The 16,531-nt window shown below is 42.0% G+C and carries 17 protein-coding genes; 15 read left to right on the top strand and 2 right to left on the bottom strand.

All coding sequences use genetic code 11. The features are described 5' to 3' along the window. Positions 1-153 precede the first annotated feature (153 nt). From coaBC to slmA, 3 genes are all read left to right on the top strand, one after another. A complete protein-coding gene (coaBC, locus tag AACX38_RS08775) occupies positions 154-1,398 on the top strand; it encodes a bifunctional phosphopantothenoylcysteine decarboxylase/phosphopantothenate--cysteine ligase CoaBC (protein WP_228864049.1) in 1,245 nt (414 codons plus the stop codon). Then, complete coding sequence (gene dut, locus AACX38_RS08770; protein WP_099120955.1) at positions 1,376-1,834, top strand: dUTP diphosphatase; 459 nt, start codon at positions 1,376-1,378, stop codon at positions 1,832-1,834. Before coaBC ends, dut begins: the two co-directional genes overlap by 23 nt. Before the next feature lie 325 nt (positions 1,835-2,159). Beyond that, the gene (gene slmA, locus AACX38_RS08765; protein WP_228864048.1) at positions 2,160-2,759 is read left to right on the top strand and encodes a nucleoid occlusion factor SlmA; all 600 of its coding nucleotides are present in this window, start codon (positions 2,160-2,162) and stop codon (positions 2,757-2,759) included. A 215-nt stretch (positions 2,760-2,974) separates the two neighbouring features. Here the strand turns inward: slmA and pyrE are convergent, their stop codons facing one another. Both pyrE and rph read right to left on the bottom strand, forming a co-directional pair. Next, positions 2,975-3,616 carry an orotate phosphoribosyltransferase gene (pyrE, locus tag AACX38_RS08760; protein WP_099110027.1) on the bottom strand — a complete coding sequence of 214 codons (642 nt, stop codon included), beginning with the start codon at positions 3,614-3,616 and terminating at the stop codon, positions 2,975-2,977. Between the two features lie 85 nt (positions 3,617-3,701). Beyond that, positions 3,702-4,418 (bottom strand): ribonuclease PH, encoded by a 717-nt coding sequence (gene rph / locus AACX38_RS08755; RefSeq protein ID WP_099121072.1) that lies wholly within the window; start codon positions 4,416-4,418, stop codon positions 3,702-3,704. Positions 4,419-4,557: 139 nt separating this feature from the next. Here rph and AACX38_RS08750 point away from each other — a divergent pair, with 139 nt between their 5' ends. From AACX38_RS08750 to AACX38_RS08695, 12 genes are all read left to right on the top strand, one after another. Further along, positions 4,558-5,421: a YicC/YloC family endoribonuclease gene (locus AACX38_RS08750; RefSeq protein ID WP_228864047.1), complete on the top strand. Its 864-nt coding sequence runs from the start codon at positions 4,558-4,560 to the stop codon at positions 5,419-5,421. Between the two features lie 189 nt (positions 5,422-5,610). Beyond that, positions 5,611-6,882 (top strand): tyrosine-type recombinase/integrase, encoded by a 1,272-nt coding sequence (locus tag AACX38_RS08745; protein WP_228864046.1) that lies wholly within the window; start codon positions 5,611-5,613, stop codon positions 6,880-6,882. Further along, positions 6,879-7,595, top strand: a complete 717-nt coding sequence (locus AACX38_RS08740; RefSeq protein ID WP_228864045.1) for a hypothetical protein — start codon at positions 6,879-6,881, stop codon at positions 7,593-7,595. The genes AACX38_RS08745 and AACX38_RS08740 overlap by 4 nt, the downstream gene beginning before the upstream one ends. 411 nt (positions 7,596-8,006) lie before the next feature. Beyond that, the gene (locus tag AACX38_RS08735) at positions 8,007-8,243 is read left to right on the top strand and encodes a helix-turn-helix transcriptional regulator (protein WP_228864044.1); all 237 of its coding nucleotides are present in this window, start codon (positions 8,007-8,009) and stop codon (positions 8,241-8,243) included. A 117-nt stretch (positions 8,244-8,360) separates the two neighbouring features. Continuing rightward, a complete protein-coding gene (locus AACX38_RS08730) occupies positions 8,361-9,200 on the top strand; it encodes a hypothetical protein (RefSeq protein ID WP_228864043.1) in 840 nt (279 codons plus the stop codon). A 22-nt stretch (positions 9,201-9,222) separates the two neighbouring features. Beyond that, positions 9,223-10,242: a P2 family phage major capsid protein gene (locus tag AACX38_RS08725; RefSeq protein WP_228864042.1), complete on the top strand. Its 1,020-nt coding sequence runs from the start codon at positions 9,223-9,225 to the stop codon at positions 10,240-10,242. After that, complete coding sequence (locus tag AACX38_RS08720) at positions 10,239-10,760, top strand: GPO family capsid scaffolding protein (protein WP_228864041.1); 522 nt, start codon at positions 10,239-10,241, stop codon at positions 10,758-10,760. Before AACX38_RS08725 ends, AACX38_RS08720 begins: the two co-directional genes overlap by 4 nt. Positions 10,761-10,831: 71 nt before the next feature. Continuing rightward, positions 10,832-11,344 (top strand): host cell division inhibitor Icd-like protein, encoded by a 513-nt coding sequence (locus AACX38_RS08715; RefSeq protein ID WP_339385668.1) that lies wholly within the window; start codon positions 10,832-10,834, stop codon positions 11,342-11,344. A 2-nt stretch (positions 11,345-11,346) separates the two neighbouring features. Continuing rightward, the gene (locus AACX38_RS08710; protein ID WP_228864039.1) at positions 11,347-11,565 is read left to right on the top strand and encodes a hypothetical protein; all 219 of its coding nucleotides are present in this window, start codon (positions 11,347-11,349) and stop codon (positions 11,563-11,565) included. After that, the gene (locus tag AACX38_RS08705; protein WP_228864038.1) at positions 11,565-14,279 is read left to right on the top strand and encodes a DUF927 domain-containing protein; all 2,715 of its coding nucleotides are present in this window, start codon (positions 11,565-11,567) and stop codon (positions 14,277-14,279) included. The genes AACX38_RS08710 and AACX38_RS08705 overlap by 1 nt, the downstream gene beginning before the upstream one ends. A gap of 291 nt (positions 14,280-14,570) precedes the next feature. Continuing rightward, entirely contained in the window at positions 14,571-14,783 is a 213-nt protein-coding gene (locus AACX38_RS08700) for an ogr/Delta-like zinc finger family protein (protein WP_228864037.1), read from the top strand. A gap of 821 nt (positions 14,784-15,604) precedes the next feature. Next, complete coding sequence (locus AACX38_RS08695; RefSeq protein ID WP_228864036.1) at positions 15,605-16,156, top strand: hypothetical protein; 552 nt, start codon at positions 15,605-15,607, stop codon at positions 16,154-16,156. Positions 16,157-16,531: the final 375 nt, after the last annotated feature.

Genomic DNA, 16,531 nt, shown 5'->3' with positions numbered 1-16,531 from the left:
AACCGCCAGAGCCATTCTTATGCTTTGCGTAACGCTTCGCAAACTTGTCATTTAGTCATCACAAAACAGAGGCGTTCTCAACGCCATATTCTCAGTACCTTATTTTCTTATGATAGAATCTTGATAATCGTAACTTACAGGTGGACAATCAGAATGGCAGGACTTTCCGGCAACGAATTTTCTGGTAAGCATCTTTCTGGTAAACAGATTGTGCTCGGTATCAGTGGCGGTATTGCTGCTTATAAAACAGCGGAGCTGGTACGTCGTTTACGCGATCGCGGTGCACAAGTGCGCGTAGTGATGACACCAGCAGCAGAAGCTTTTATTACTCCTCTGACATTACAGGCCGTCTCAGGCCATCCGGTTTCTGATGATCTTTTAGACCCAGCGGCAGAAGCGGCTATGGGGCATATTGAACTGGCGAAATGGGCTGACTTGATCATTCTTGCCCCTGCTACCGCCGATCTGCTGGCCCGTTTAAGTGCTGGTATGGCAAACGATTTAGTAACGACTATTTGCCTGGCTTCAGCAGCACCTCTGGCAGTTGTTCCTGCAATGAACCAGCAAATGTACCGGGCCAAAGCTACTCAGCATAATCTCAACATACTAAGAGAGCGTAATGTGCTGATTTGGGGTCCGGATGAAGGCAATCAGGCCTGTGGTGATGTAGGGCCGGGAAGAATGATTGAACCGATGGAGATCGTCGAGCGGGCAACTCAGCACTTAAACCCTGTCAGAGATTTGATGGGCCTTCAAATCACAATTACTGCCGGCCCGACTCGTGAGGCATTAGATCCTGTCCGTTTTATTACTAATCATAGCTCCGGAAAAATGGGCTTTTCTATCGCTCAGGCAGCGGCAGAACGTGGTGCAGAAGTCACGTTGATTACCGGCCCTGTTAATTTACCGACGCCTCTGCACGTCAAACGTATTGATGTCACCAGCGCACTGGAAATGTACAAACAAGTACAGGAAACGGCTGCTTCACAGCATATTTTCATCGGCTGTGCTGCCGTCTCTGATTATCGCTTCAAGCAGACTGCAACTGAAAAACTCAAGAAACAGGGTGATGAAATCACCTATACATTAGTCAAAAATCCTGACATCGTAGCGAGTGTTGCGGCAATGGAAAAACATCGCCCCTTTGTCGTTGGATTTGCAGCCGAAACCCGGAATGTGGAAGAATACGCCCGCGGAAAACTCAGGCAGAAGAATCTGGACCTGATTTGCGCGAACGATGTATCGCTGGCTGAACACGGCTTTAACAGTGATACCAACGCATTACAGCTGTTCTGGCATGATGGCAGCATTAATTTACCGCACAGTGGTAAATTACAACTCAGCCACCGCTTATTAGACGAGATATTCAAACGCTATGATGAAAAAAATCGACGTTAAAATCCTTGATCCCCGCATCGGACAAGAATTTCCTTTACCGACTTACGCTACTCCTGGTTCTGCGGGTTTAGATTTACGTGCTTGTCTGGATAATGCAGTGGAACTGGCTCCCGGTCAGACTGAACTTCTTCCCACGGGGCTGGCTATCCATATCGCGGATGAACAACTCGCTGCGGTCATCCTTCCCCGCTCTGGCCTGGGTCATAAACACGGGGTAGTACTGGGTAATCTAGTCGGGTTGATTGACTCTGATTATCAGGGGCAGCTGATGGTTTCTGTCTGGAACCGCGGAGATAAGACCTTCGTCATTGAACCGGGTGAACGCATTGCACAAATGGTGCTTGTGCCCGTTGTTCAGGCTGAGTTTAACTTGGTAGAAGATTTTGAAAGCAGTGAACGTGGCAGTGGTGGTTTTGGTCATTCCGGTCGTCAATAATTTTCCTAACGCCTGATACCATTAACCCACTTTTATATTTTTGCCCATCTTTGCATGGGCAAAATGTATACCCAATCAGTTTTGAGTTGCGATTTATACCCAATGGATTTCAAGTTGCATCGCGGCGGCAAGGGAATGACAAATTCGTCGGGAACGAATTTGCCCAGCCAAAGGCTGGCCTCCGGTGAGAGGCAGGAGCCTCTCAGCAATCCCCGGGAGCATAGATAACTATGTGACCGGGGTGAATGAATGCAGCCAACAAAGAGGCATCTTGAAAGGCGAAAGGTATAGATATTTTGCTGTCTTTGCAGGGGTATTACCAGACATGGCAGAAATAGAACGTACAAAAAAGAAAAACAGACGTGAAGAAATCTTGCAGGCACTGGCACATATGCTTGAATCCAGCGATGGCAGCCAGCGTATTACCACAGCAAAACTTGCCGCCAACGTCGGTGTTTCTGAAGCCGCACTTTATCGTCATTTTCCAAGCAAAACCCGGATGTTTGACAGCCTGATCGAGTTCATTGAAGACTCTTTGATTTCACGTATCAATCTCATCCTACAGGATGAAAAAGAGACTATTCCCCGACTCCGGTTAATCCTGATGCTGATTTTAGGCTTTGCAGAAAAAAACCCGGGGCTGACCCGTATCATGACAGGCCATGCCCTGATGTTTGAGCAGGACAAGCTACAAAGCCGCATTAACCAGCTGTTTGAGCGCATTGAAGTACAGCTTCGTCAGATCTTAAAAGAGAAGAAAATACGGGATGGTCATGGTTTTAGTTATGATGAAACCGTGCTGGCATCACAATTGCTGGCTTTTTGTGAAGGAATGCTCTCTCGCTTCGTTCGCTCTGAATTTCGTTATCGACCAACGAAAGAATTTGAAGTGCGCTGGCCTTTGATATTAACGCAATTACAATAAATCACGCTTACCACTTTTCATGATAGAAATTTGATAACAGGCGTTTTTTTACATTAATTTGTGTTAACATGATTTGGCTAGCTGAGTTGACTACCCAATCGCTCAGTAATGACATTCCAGCCATATTATATACGGAATGTTATTTCTACTACTCACCCCGCCCACCATTGGGCGAGGGATTTTTTTTAGCCTGCTATTACGGCAGAACTTATCAATCAGATACCATACTCGCGACGGTAAGCTTCCACAGCTTCCAAATGAGACTGCATTTCCGGATTTTCCCGCAGATAAGTGATCAAGTCATTTAAAGTAATGATAGAGAAGACCTGACAATGGTAATCACGTTCAACTTCCTGAATTGCTGAAAGTGTTTCCCGCCCGCGCTCCTGACGATCCAGACACAAAATAACGCCAGATAACGTTGCACCATGTTGTTTGATGATTTCCATCGATTCACGAATCGCAGTTCCGGCTGTTATCACATCATCTACCACAACAACTCTGCCTTGCAGTGGGCTACCGACCAGCGTTCCGCCTTCCCCATGATCTTTCGCTTCTTTGCGATTAAAGCAATAAGGCATATCAATATCATGATGTTCCGCCAATGCTACAGCGGTTGTCGTTGCAATTGGGATCCCTTTATAAGCTGGCCCGAACAGCAGATCACACGGGATACCACTATCCTGTAATGCTGCAGCATAAAAACGACCAATCAATGCCAAATCACGCCCGGTATTAAAAAGACCCGCATTGAAAAAATATGGGCTCTTACGACCGGATTTCAGCGTAAACTCGCCAAATTTCAGCACTTGCTTTTTCAGTGCCAGTTCAATAAATTCGCGCTGATAGGCTTTCATGGGTTTCTCCTTTTGTGCATTATTATCATTCTTGTTGCTGTTATTACAGACATAAAAAAGGCGACTCTTCAGCCGCCTGATCTATTTACTTTTCTAGCGCATCTCGCTGCGCCGCAAAAATAGTTTCCAATCCCCCTTTTGCAAGGGAAAGCAATGAGAGCAGTTCATCATGGCTGAATGGTTCACCTTCTGCTGTGCCCTGAACTTCAATCATCCGGCCATCATCCATCATGACGACGTTCATATCAGTTTCAGCCGCAGAGTCTTCTACATACTCCAAATCACAACGGCCTTCACCTTCAACAATACCAACAGAAACAGCTGCTACCATTGATTTCAGCGGGCTTTCTTTCAGTTTGCCATCAGCAACCAGTTTATTCAGTGCATCTACCAGAGCCACACATGCGCCGGAAATCGCGGCAGTACGCGTGCCGCCATCTGCCTGAATAACATCACAGTCTAACGTGATGGTATATTCACCCAGCTTTTTCAGATCGACTGCCGCACGCAATGAACGGGCAATCAGACGCTGGATTTCCATTGTACGGCCAGTCTGCTTGCCTCTTGCTGCTTCACGGGCATTGCGGGTATTTGTCGCCCGCGGCAACATACCATATTCTGCTGTGATCCAGCCCTGCCCCTGACCTTTCAGGAAACGGGGGATCCCTTCTTCAACGGAGGCATTACATAACACCTTGGTATCCCCAAACTCAACCAGAACTGAGCCTTCCGCATGTTTAGTGTAATTACGGGTGATTGTAATAGGACGAACCTGCTCTACTGCTCTTCCTGCCGGACGCATTCCTATCTGGCTCATAGTGTTCTCTCCGCTGTTAATACTTTATTGGGGGCGCATTATACGGCCTAACGTGGCGAATGCCTATCCTGCATCTGCATGGAGCGTTATAATCTTTCATCATTTTATAAATTGGGAATGAGTTATGATCCGTAGCATGACCGCTTTTGCGCGGCGAGATATCAAGGGAGACTGGGGAAACGCGGCCTGGGAACTGCGTTCTGTCAATCAACGTTACCTGGAAACTTACATTCGTCTGCCGGAGCAATTCAGAAGTCTGGAACCCGTCATCCGTGAGCGTATTCGTTCCCGCCTGACTCGCGGCAAAGTGGAGTGTAACCTGCGCTTTGAACTGGATACCCGCACTCAGGGCACACTGATTCTTAATGAAAAGCTGGCAAAACAGCTCGTTGAAGCCGCTGGCTGGATTAAACAGCAGAGCAACGAAGGGGAAATCAACCCTGTCGATATCCTGCGCTGGCCGGGTGTAATGTCTGCCGAAGAACAGGATCTGGATGCCATCAGCGCACAACTGCTGGCAGAACTCGATCTGGCACTGGATGCCTTTATCCAAAGCCGTGAAACTGAAGGTCAGGCACTTAAGGCGCTGATCGAGAAGCGCTTAGATGCCGTAACAGTAGAAATGGGTAAAGTTCGTGAACAGATGCCGGCCATCCTGCAATGGCAAAGAGAGCGTTTACAAACTAAGCTGGAAGAAGCCCAAATCCAATTAGAAAACAACCGTCTTGAACAAGAACTTATCTTGTTGGCTCAGCGTATTGATGTAGCGGAAGAGCTGGATCGTTTAGACGCACATATCAAAGAAACACGTAATATTCTGAAAAAGAAAGAAGCCGTCGGCCGTCGGCTGGATTTCATGATGCAGGAATTTAACCGCGAGTCGAATACGCTGGCATCAAAATCAATTAATTCCGATGTAACAAATTCTGCGATTGAGTTGAAAGTGTTGATTGAGCAGATGCGTGAGCAAATACAAAATATTGAATAAGGTTTCTTAGCATTTCAGAGAAAATCATAAAGCCAGATATATATTGTTATATCTGGCTTTTTTACTATCAGAGCATTGCAGAGCGAATCACAGTAGCGCATGATTAGCGTGTACCACTAGGGTGTACCACTGCCATTATAGAAACCCATTTAGTGGTACACATCTATTTTTTATATTGGAGATTACACAATGCCTAAACTCACCGATAAAGAGATCAGGGCATGGATAAAATCCGGCGAAAGGTTCGAAGGAAAAGCGGACGGCAATGGGCTATATCTATGCTATCGAAAAACCTTTAAACACCCCATATGGCGCTTTAGGTATAAGTTTGCAGGTACGCCCAGAGTGATAACTTTAGGTTCATACATTTATCTATCACTATCAAAAGCACGAGAACTTACGAGAGAACTATCAGCGCGTGTTTCTTTAGGCTATGACGTTGCAGGAGAAAAACAGGAGCGCAAAGCTGAAGCACTAGCAAAAATTGAGGCTGAAAAGAATGCTATCAAAGTTTCAGACCTAGCAGCCGAATACTTCGAGCGCCAGATACTTCCTCGCTGGAAGCACCCCGACATACTCCGCAGGCGAATAGACAAAGATATTAACCCACGTATCGGCGATATGAAGATTGAGGATGTTAAGCCCTATCATATTGATGAAATACTAAAAAGCATCGTTGATAGAGGCGCACCTACCATAGCGACAGACGTTCTCAGGTGGGTTAGGCGCATATTTGACTACGCTATCAGGCGTCAGCTCATTGATGTAAATCCCTGTTCAGCTTTCGAGGTTGCAGACGCAGGCGGGAAAGAGGTATCACGCGATAGATGGCTAACCAGAGAAGAATTGATCATCGTTCTGAGGGCGTTTAGAACGTCTATCATCAGCCGCCAGAATGAAATCAGCTTTAAGATACTGCTTGCTCTATGTTTGCGTAAAATGGAATTATGCGCCGCTCGTTGGGAGGAATTCGACTTTGCCAATGGTGTTTGGCATTTTCCGGCAGAACGTAGCAAAAACGGTGATGCGGTAGATATTCCACTATGCCCACAGGTTATAGAGTGGTTTATGGAATTAAAATCCATGTCCTGTGGTAGTCAATACGTTTTGCCAGCCAGAAAAATGCAACATCGCATGATTCCACATATTCAGGAAACCACCCTACCCGTTGCACTTGCCAAAGTAAGGCGTGCATTACCTGTTAGCATACCTAACTTCACGATCCATGATTTTAGGCGAACCGCCAGAACACATTTAGCCGCTCTAGGTGTTGATCCCTTTGTGGCTGAACGTTGTTTAAATCATCGTATAAAAGGCGTTGAGGGCATTTATAACAGGCATGATTACTTTGACGAACGTAGAGCTGCATTGACTAAGTGGTGTGATTTATTGGTAGCTTTAGAGAGAGGCGAAGACTACAACGTGACCCCAATAAAGCAAATTAAAAGGAAATTTTTATGACAATACCTGAAATTGATGTATTAAAGTTATTTGCCTCACAAGGAACTGCGACTCCTAGTGCTGTAGCCCTTTCAATCTATGGTTTAGACCCTTATACATCAATGACAAACGTACCAGATGAATATTCAAAAAATGTCCACAATATAAGAAGTGCTATTTTAAGTAATGTGAACGCCCTCAGCTTGTTCCGAGAAAAAAAAACACACACAAATAATGCCATTGATTCGGATATTGTGTTTGGTGCTGCATATCAATGCCTGAGCTTAATAGAAGGTATCCCAGAGGTCATAGCGTCAAGAATAGAGCAAGCTTTAGACAATTTATGCAAAGAGCACAAAAAAAATGGTGGATGGGAAGAATATATTAAGGTCTTTGGTGGGCGTGCATTAGTTGAGAAAATAGCACTACAGAATAAAAAAGGTCAGGGGCAATATCGAAAAAATGATGAACAAAAAGGAACTTACAAATTAATCGGACTGCTCGTATTACTACTTCAAGAAAAAAGTATAAAAGGATGTCAACCATCAAACAATTACGGCTCAATAGGTAGTCCTATTAAACAAAGAATTTATGATGATATCGAAAAGTTAGTTGACGATATGAAGAAAAACGATTTTTTAGTTGGTGTTGGGCGATCCACATTCTTTAGTAAACTGGGCGATGCCGACTACTATTTAAATGAGAAAGATGAGCAGCTAGTTCATAAGCGATAGTCTAAATTAAATAAACCTACCTGTGAATATTGTTGCTTGCAAAGTAAGCAAAAGTGACGATCAGTGACGAGCAATAGTGATCAATGATGGTCAATGTTGCTCAGTATTACTTATGGTATGACATAGTTTTACATGGTATTGACATGGTTACTAACCCACGCACATTACCACTCGACATAAATTACATATCATATTGATATAATTAAAATAATTATTAATTCTTTGACTTTAATCTTAGTATTAAAATTTCATCACTAACCATTAGTTTTTAATGGATTATAAAAGTTCTAATGGATTTAAGAATTATTTCAATGGATTCCATTCTTGATGGATATCGCGTTTTTTAAGCCCTAGAATGCTCTCAACACGTCACAGCAGAGATAGACATAACATAGGGAGGCTAGAGGCAGCATGACGAAGCAGAAAAATCCACGCATGAAAAATACCAGCCCATATCCTGAAGTCGGTAATGCACGTAAACGCCATACTGCTGACTTCCTAGGTATATCTGATTCAACATTACACCGTTGGATTAAAGATAAAAAGATACCGCAGCCTTTTGAGTTAGAGGATGGTTTTTTTGTCTTTGATGCAGCGGAAATACGTGAATGGGTAGAAAATAAAAAATCACGCAGAGAATCAATATAGTTATATAAATTTATTGATAAATTAAATCTCATTCAACATAAATAGCAACCCTAAAAGTATCAATTAAATAGGTGTTGAACTTTCACGCCCATATATAACCAAAAAAGGATAAAGGTTATGAATGAAGTGTCATTCTATAAAGATGAAAATCTATCATATATTTTTAATTACAAGTTCATACCGTTTACAGAGAACGGCAAGGATACCGGGTTTATGGTTCGAATTATCGAGTTATATAAACTGGCAAATATGAAAGATTCAATTAAAAAATTTACTGAACTAACAGGCTTTAATTTTGATAATCTTCTTCCCACTGTAGAAGAAATAAAACTCCTCATTAAACGAGGAAAAAGTATCGTATCGAGTTATTCAAAGCTTCCCGAAAAAGAGGAAGTTGAACTTAAAAACTTGGTTGATATATTAAATAGCGCTCAAAACGGTAAAATAAACAAACCTGCGGGTTATCATCTCAGTACCCGTGTTTGGATTACTGACATGCATCGCGAAGTAGAAAGTAAAAAAGTTTCTATTGAGCGCGAGAGAGGTAAACTGGAAAAAATGAGTGGTCTCTATGGTTTATTAAACCCGGTCATTGAATGGCTATTATCTGAAAAAACAACGGGGTTTAAAAAAGAATTATTAGAACCCATTCCAAGAGAAATAGTGTATTTAAATTCACTATCATCCGAAATGGGTTGGGGGCATAGTAACACATGCAAATTTATTATGTCAGCAATGGATAAATTGAAAAATTGCATTGATATAGTTATAAAAAATTGTTCTTATCCGAGAGATAAATACGATTTAATTCATACTCCATCTTATAGAATTGATTACTATAGAAATTATTATAGCAAAGAGAATGGTTATTTGAAAATCGCATTGACCGCTGATGAGTACGTGAAGGCTATGGTTAATGCTAAAAAAAGAATTAAAGATAAATTGAATTACATGTAATTTAAAATATAAGGAAATCATTATGTATATTACTGCCATTCCTGATGTGGCTAGAGTTTTTCATGCCAATTTTACCCGTGGGGCTAAATATTCCTCTAGCAATAGTGATACTTTTTCTATTTCTCCGACATCTGAAAATTTATTACGTGTAGCTATTTCAGATTCAAGTTGGTTTTTAAATAAGTTAACGTTAGCGGATGTTAGCCAAGAAAATGGCGACACAATTAGTTTAGGCGATAATACCCTCCATACAGGAAGAATCTTTGACGGACGATTCCATAAACGCGCCAAAATGGAAAGTGCACCTTATGCTTTAGAAGAAACAGATACCTGTGCTGCAATTTCTTATGAACAAATGTCACTGATTGCCAACAGTGGCAGTGGTGATGATGAACACTTTACTCAAGTGATGTCTGACTTATTCTCTAAAACAGTATCGTTAGACATGATTAGAATCGGCTTTAATGGTGAATTCTGTGCATTTCCGACTCAGCCCGATATCTATAAACGCGGGCAAGATGTTAATCGGGGCTGGCACGCAATAGCGAAAGAATTTAATCAGGGTTCACAAGTGATCACCGATAAAATTGTCTTAGGTAAGAATGGGAATTTCCCAAATTTAGATGCTATCGCAAATTATCTTATCACCAAGAAAATTCCTGAAGAGTTCCGAGAAGATCCTCGCTTAGTGGTATTAGTCGGTTCAGAACTGGCAGCGCTCTATCGGGAAAAGTTATTTAGTGCTTCAGATAAAGCGGCAGATATTCAAGCCAGTCAAATAGCGCTCAGTACCATCGCGGGACGCTTTGCGCTCATTCCTCCGTTTATGCCTGGTCGTCGATTGGTTGTAACCACGTTAGATAATTTGCATATCTATACGCTAAAGAATAGCCGACGTTTTCGCGCGGAGTTTGTTAACGAAAGAAAAGCCTATGAGCACAGCTACTTGCGTTATGAGGGTTACGGCTTAGGGGATATAAACCTTTATGCAGCCGTTGATGAAAATGCGATCCACATTGAAGAGGAAGTATTTTCGCTATGAGTGAAGTACAGCTAACGACCACTTGGATTTGTGTTGCAACTGAAGGGCAAACCGTCGATAAACGTGTTATCGAAGCACAATGGCTGTATGAAATTGCAGAAACCTACGATACCAACTATTACACCGCGTTAATCTGGGAAGAACATAACCGAGAACTTGATAATTTAGGGGAAGTGCTCGCTGCTAGAACGGATGTCATTGATGGAAAAGCACGGCTCTACGTGCGATTAAGACCAAATCTAAAACTCATGGAATATAACAGGCAGGGGCAAAAATTATTCTGCTCTATCGAAGTTGAAGAGGATTTTCAAGGTAAGGGTATCTTTTATTTATTTGGTCTTGCTGTGACAGACAGTCCTGCGAGTGTCGGAACCGATAGATTAAAATTCAGTATTAACCGTTCTCACTTTTCCCACAAGAAAAGTAAGTTTTCGATTAGTTCGCCGATAGCCTTTGATCTTTCGGATGGACTTAAAAATACAAAAAATCGTTGGTTTACCGCTATCTCCGCAGGTTAACGCTTTTGCCCGGTTTAGGCTGGGCTATTTTCTCACTCCTATCAACTTCGCAGTTTAAGCTGATTTTAATCATGAAAATAAAAAGGTTGCATCCGTCTGATCGGTTGGGCTATATTGGAAAAACGTTAGCAAAATCTAACGTCAGGCGTGGAAACCTGAGAATAGTAAAGGCGACAGTAGACGCCACATGCGTCTTTTTTTGTGTCGTAAATAATGCCTATCTAATGGCGGCTTACGCCTATCTGAATTCAATGGTGGCGTTGTCGGAGCACCCGAAAGGGTGGCTGGTTTCCTTTACTACCAGTATTTCCACCTCTGATAACGTCACCGCCCCTATTGAGCGTGGAAACTCTGGCGGTGATCCCTTTGATAAAGTAAAGGAGATCATCTTTATGATGGCAGTCCCTACCCAAACTCAATTTAAATTTCTATTCCTGTGCGTCAAACGTTCTGATATTACCGCTAAACCCTGCCGTGTCGAGGCTACCGCGTCAGACGAACACAATGCAAGAATGCTGCTCGTTCATGATTTTGTTCTCTTGTTTGCAGGTCGTTTACCTGTGCAACCAAAAAGAGGACATTGATCATGAAAAATACCCCCCATAAAAATACCGTCATTTCTGCTACCGCAGAAAATGAGCTATTAAGAGTAGCGCAAATGACAGCATGCTTCGCTGAATTATTAAACAACAGCGCAGGTAAGCATATTTCAGGCGAAGGTATGGCAGCCGTCATGGAGTGTTTATCGGAAAAAATTGAACTCATTATTGAGGAAAGCAGCTTAATGAATAGGGACATTAAATAATGAATAATCAAAACTATCCTGACATTTCAACGATGCCAACAAGTATACCTACTGTGACGGATATCGTTAAAGCAGCCAACGGGCGCTGGTATTATATTTTAAGTAATTTAGGCGTATCTGTCCCTGAAAATAACAGGCACGGTGCTTGCCCTAAATGTGGAGGCAAAGATCGCTTTCGGTTTGATGATAAAAACGGTAAAGGAACGTGGTTTTGTAATCACTGTGGTAACGGTGACGGACTCGATTTAATTAAATTGGTGACAGGTCAGGATGTTAAAACCGCATGTTTTGAAATCAATAAAATACTCCACCTGCCTGAATTCAAAAAAATAACGCCAACCAGAATAAAAAAGGCTGGCACACAAAAAGGTATCGAATTATTTGAAAAACTGAAAGGTTTATCTCTTTCAGGGGAAAGCCAATATCTCTCAAATAAAGGCTTAACTCATCATCAATATTTAATTACGCAGCAACAATATACGCAAGGTGAGATGATTTTTCCAATTGGCTCACTTTTATTACCATTAGTTGATAACCAAATTTCAATTAAAGGCGGGCAATTAATCAGCCCGAAAGGGGAAAAGAGCCTGCTATCCGGTTCTGCGCTTTCAGGTTCATTTATTATTGTCGCGGATAAAACGGATAAAAACATTGAACAGGTGGTGATTACAGAAGGTTTTGCTACAGGATTAAGCTTGTCAAAAGTGATTGATTCTTTCATCGTGGCGGCTGTGGCTGCCACTAATCTGGTCAAGGTAGCGCAACAATGGAGAGAACTGTGGCCACAGGCAAAAATCATTATTGCCGGTGACAACGATTTTATTGATGGTAAGGAGAATACGGGCAAGTTATGGGCAGAAAAAGCGGCTAAGGCGGTAGATGGCTGGGTCACATTGCCACCGACTCACTATAAAGCAGATTGGGATGATTACCGACAGGAAAACAGCGATAACAAGGTAAAAGAGGCTTTCTTTGAAGAAATGACCTATTGCGGAAAGGATAAAACCTATTTACCGCAAGGCTTCCGACTGACTCAAGAATATTTATGGTACGACAAGCTCGTCAATAAATCGGATGGTGATACCGAAGTCAGGAACATCAAAATTAGCAGCCCGATAAAAGTAACGGCAATTACCTGTGATGCTGACAGTAGTAATTACGGACGGTTATTAGAATGGGAAGATACTTACGGTAATTGCCGTAAGTGGGCTATGCCGATGGAAATGCTCAGCGGTAGCGGTGAAGAGCTCCGCCGCGTGCTTTTGGTCAACGGCCTATCCTACATCAATATTTCAGGGCAGGCACGGGCACACTTGATGGAATACATTTCACTATGCCGTCCAGAGAGAAAGGTGACTTGTGTCAATAAAACCGGGTGGCACGGTAATGTCTATGTTCTGCAAGACGAAGTTGTCGGCACAGGCGCAGATTCCGTTATTCTTCAAACCTCCAGTGTTCAGGGAAAAGATTTTAGAGTCTCAGGCACCAGTGAGGAATGGAGAGAGCATATCGGCAAATATTGCACAGGAAACGCAAGGCTCGCCTTTTCCGTAAGTTTAGCCTTTGCCTCCTCATTGCTGAAATTAGTGGGTGTCGGTGGCGGTGGCTATCACTTAAAAGGTGAATCCACCGATGGTAAGACAACCACAATGAAAGTGGCTGCGTCTGTCTGTGGCGGAACGGATTACTGGTATACCTGGCGGGCAACCGGCAATGCACTTGAAGGTACAGCCTGTCGCCGTAATGATGCAACATTGATGCTAGACGAAATCAGAGAAGTTGACGGGCGTGAGGCGGGTAATATTGCCTATATGCTGGCAAATGGTCAGGGGAAAGCCAGAGCGAAAACAGATGGAAGTGTCAGAGAAACCAACCGCTGGAATTTACTTTTCTTATCAACAGGGGAACTTTCTTTAGTTGAACATGCGTCAAATGCGGGTGAACGTACTTATGCAGGTGTGGAAGTCCGTATGATCCAAATTCCGAGTGATTCCGGTAAACACGGTGTTTTTGAAGAGTTGCACCAATTTACCAGCGGTAAATCACTGGCTGAGTATCTTGAGCACGCCGTGACTAAATATCATGGCTCACCGTTCCGTGATTGGCTGAAATATCTCACTCATGACCTCACGTTTATCTCAGGAACAGCTAAGGCCTTATTGAAAGAATATACCGCAAAAATGATGCCAGAGAATGCGGGTAATCAGGTTGGTCGTGCAATTACCCGTTTTGCTCTTGTTGCTATGGCAGGAGAAATTGCAACAAGGGCAGGAATTACAGGCTGGCAACAAGGGGAAGCGTATACAGCGGCTGAGAAATGTTTAGCCGCATGGATGAAAGAGCGCGGACATACTGCTAATCAGGAAGACATTACTGCATTGGAGCAAGTGACCGATTTTATTTCACGTAACCAATTCAGCCGCTTTGCGGATTGGTACGATGAGAATAGTCGTCCTATCAATATGATGGGCTTTCGTCGTGTTGAAAAAGGCACTGGCAATCAAGATCCAACTGTTCAATTTTATGTTTTGTCCTCCGCATGGAAAGAGATATGCAAGGGCTTTGATTCGCGCAAAGTGGCCCGCTTATGTGTTGAGAAAGGTTGGTTAGAAGCAGGCAAGGACGGCAGGATACAAACGAGTATACGCCTACCAGAAATAGGGCTTAAACGGGTTTACTTATTTAACAGTGACGTCTTAGGTTCTGCCGAATAATCAGGATAAAACTGACTGTCTTATATTTAATGTGTAACAGTGGTAACACTGGTAACAACCAGTCATACCAAGGCTTATCACTGTTACCAGTCAATTTTTGCGAGTGGCAACAACTGGTAACAAAAATAGGCTGTTACCACTTGTTACCAGTTCGTTTTTTGGAGTGGTAACACATTAATCTCTTTTAAATCAACGTTGTTACCAGTGTTACCACTGTTACCACTGAAAATAGAAAGGTATGTATTAAATTAGCTTTATTCTGGCAGGCAATTGATATGAGGGTTATCGATAATGAAAGTATTAAAAGTTTATTGCCCAGAGTGCGGTGATCAGGCAACAATCAAAAAAATTAAAAGGGAAGGATTGGATAACATACCGGAGATTTATTGTTGTTGTAATGATGTTGAATGTGGTCATACATACGTTTTAAGCATGAGTTTTTCACATTCCATACGCCCTAGTAAGTTGATACAAGATCCAAGTAATCATGTATTAGAGTTGTAGTAATCTAAGAATTAGCATCAACACTTTCTGGCTAGAATTGTCAGGTACAGAACGGGAACAGTGAAAATAAATTTTTCACGCAATTTCAGTTTACATTTCATCTTACCCTGCATAAAGACTGGCTTTTCGGTTTTTATGTTGGGTTTCCGCCCAAGTAAAAATCTCACGTAAAATAGAAAAATCATTTAATTTCAAATAAATACAATTTAACCCCCAGAGTGTAACTGGATAAAAGACTGAAATTTACTGAAATTCTTTTCACTCATTTCAGTTTGAGATTTTCCTCACACAGCCAGTACGGGTGCGGTCTGGCGATTTGGTTTGTAGAATTTTCAAACTGAAAAAACTTTTTGATCCAAAACGTGCAGGCGGGTGCGGTGTAGTGCGTTTTACGTGGAGATTACGTTTATTTCGTGGGGATTACATGGCGTGAGCGTGATGTAGTGACGTGATCCAAATGAGCCTGTCTAGGTCGCAAAATTATACCTGCGTAGCTTAAAGTACGATTGGCTGCGTTATATGAGGATGTAAAAAAGGCCATGGTTAAAGGTGAGCTATGCCGAGATCTATTTTTTGATTAAATTGAATAAATGTACAAAATACATGCAAGTTCTGGACATATTCGACAGTAAATTATGCGTATATACAACTCAAGCGTGTGCCGATATCGCAAACGTTCTGGATGCAGAGTTTGATTCGATTATACAGCGCTACAAGCATACAATAGAGGTGCTGACAAACCGATGATATGGGGCAGCAATTACTAGACACGATCACTAAGCCCACATCATTTTTAAGGTAAAAACAAAACGCGGTGAAACATGCTATATCAAAGCCTCTCATTACATGAACTAAAATGCCTCCGCTACCTTGTTGAGCACTATATCTTAACTATTGAGGTCAACACATTAACCATTGATTGGGCAGAAGCTCTGGTTGTATCAGGCTATGATAGTAATAATGCTTATATTCTTGCGTCATTTTCATTAGACAAGCAGGTTGAATCACATGAGGTGAAATATTATTTCAGTCTTCTTTGTGACGAACTTGGTTCAGAGGATGTGAATCTAGAACAATCGCTTTTTTGTTTAATCAAGCTAGATTTTTTACGTACTGCGAATGCTATAGATGGAGACTCACAAAGTTATGCTTTGTATGAACTAATCAATAAGTGGTATGACAGCAACAATTATATTCTTAATAAGACACTAGCCTATTGGAATCATATTTTTTATTACCACTATGATTATTTAGGTGATTTTGAAGATAACAATATAGAAAATAAAGAGAAATCATTTATAACTATCAAGTCTGATGCAGTTAGATTTTACCGCCTTTTTTCTCAACTGGAAGATATGAAAATACCACGCTAACCTCTTTATGAGGTGAGCTTATCAAGTGAAAGATATTTTACAAAGAGTATTATTCTTGGATGGCAAACCCTCCAGAGAACACATTTCTATCAATTCAGTGGTACACCTCGATTTAGCGTGTACCAAAGGGTGTACCTCTAGAAAATATTAATCACAGCAAATCCAGTATTGACAAGGCTTAACGCTACATACTCAATGAATAGATTCAAATAACGTTTCTTAACCTCTCACAACATTTCACAAAGCCAGATAATACAAGTTATTACTGGCTTTTTTGCTTTCAGAATAATAGCCGGAAGTTACAAGCAATACCATCATGGTTGAACCTATCCTATCCGTTAAAATTTGTGACTTGTTGAGATAACAGAACAGCTA

The organism is Xenorhabdus sp. PB30.3 (assembly GCF_963895965.1).
Lineage (GTDB): Bacteria > Pseudomonadota > Gammaproteobacteria > Enterobacterales > Enterobacteriaceae > Xenorhabdus > Xenorhabdus stockiae.
Note: the sequence above shows the minus strand (reverse complement) of the source record. Positions and strands in the feature narration are given on the sequence as shown.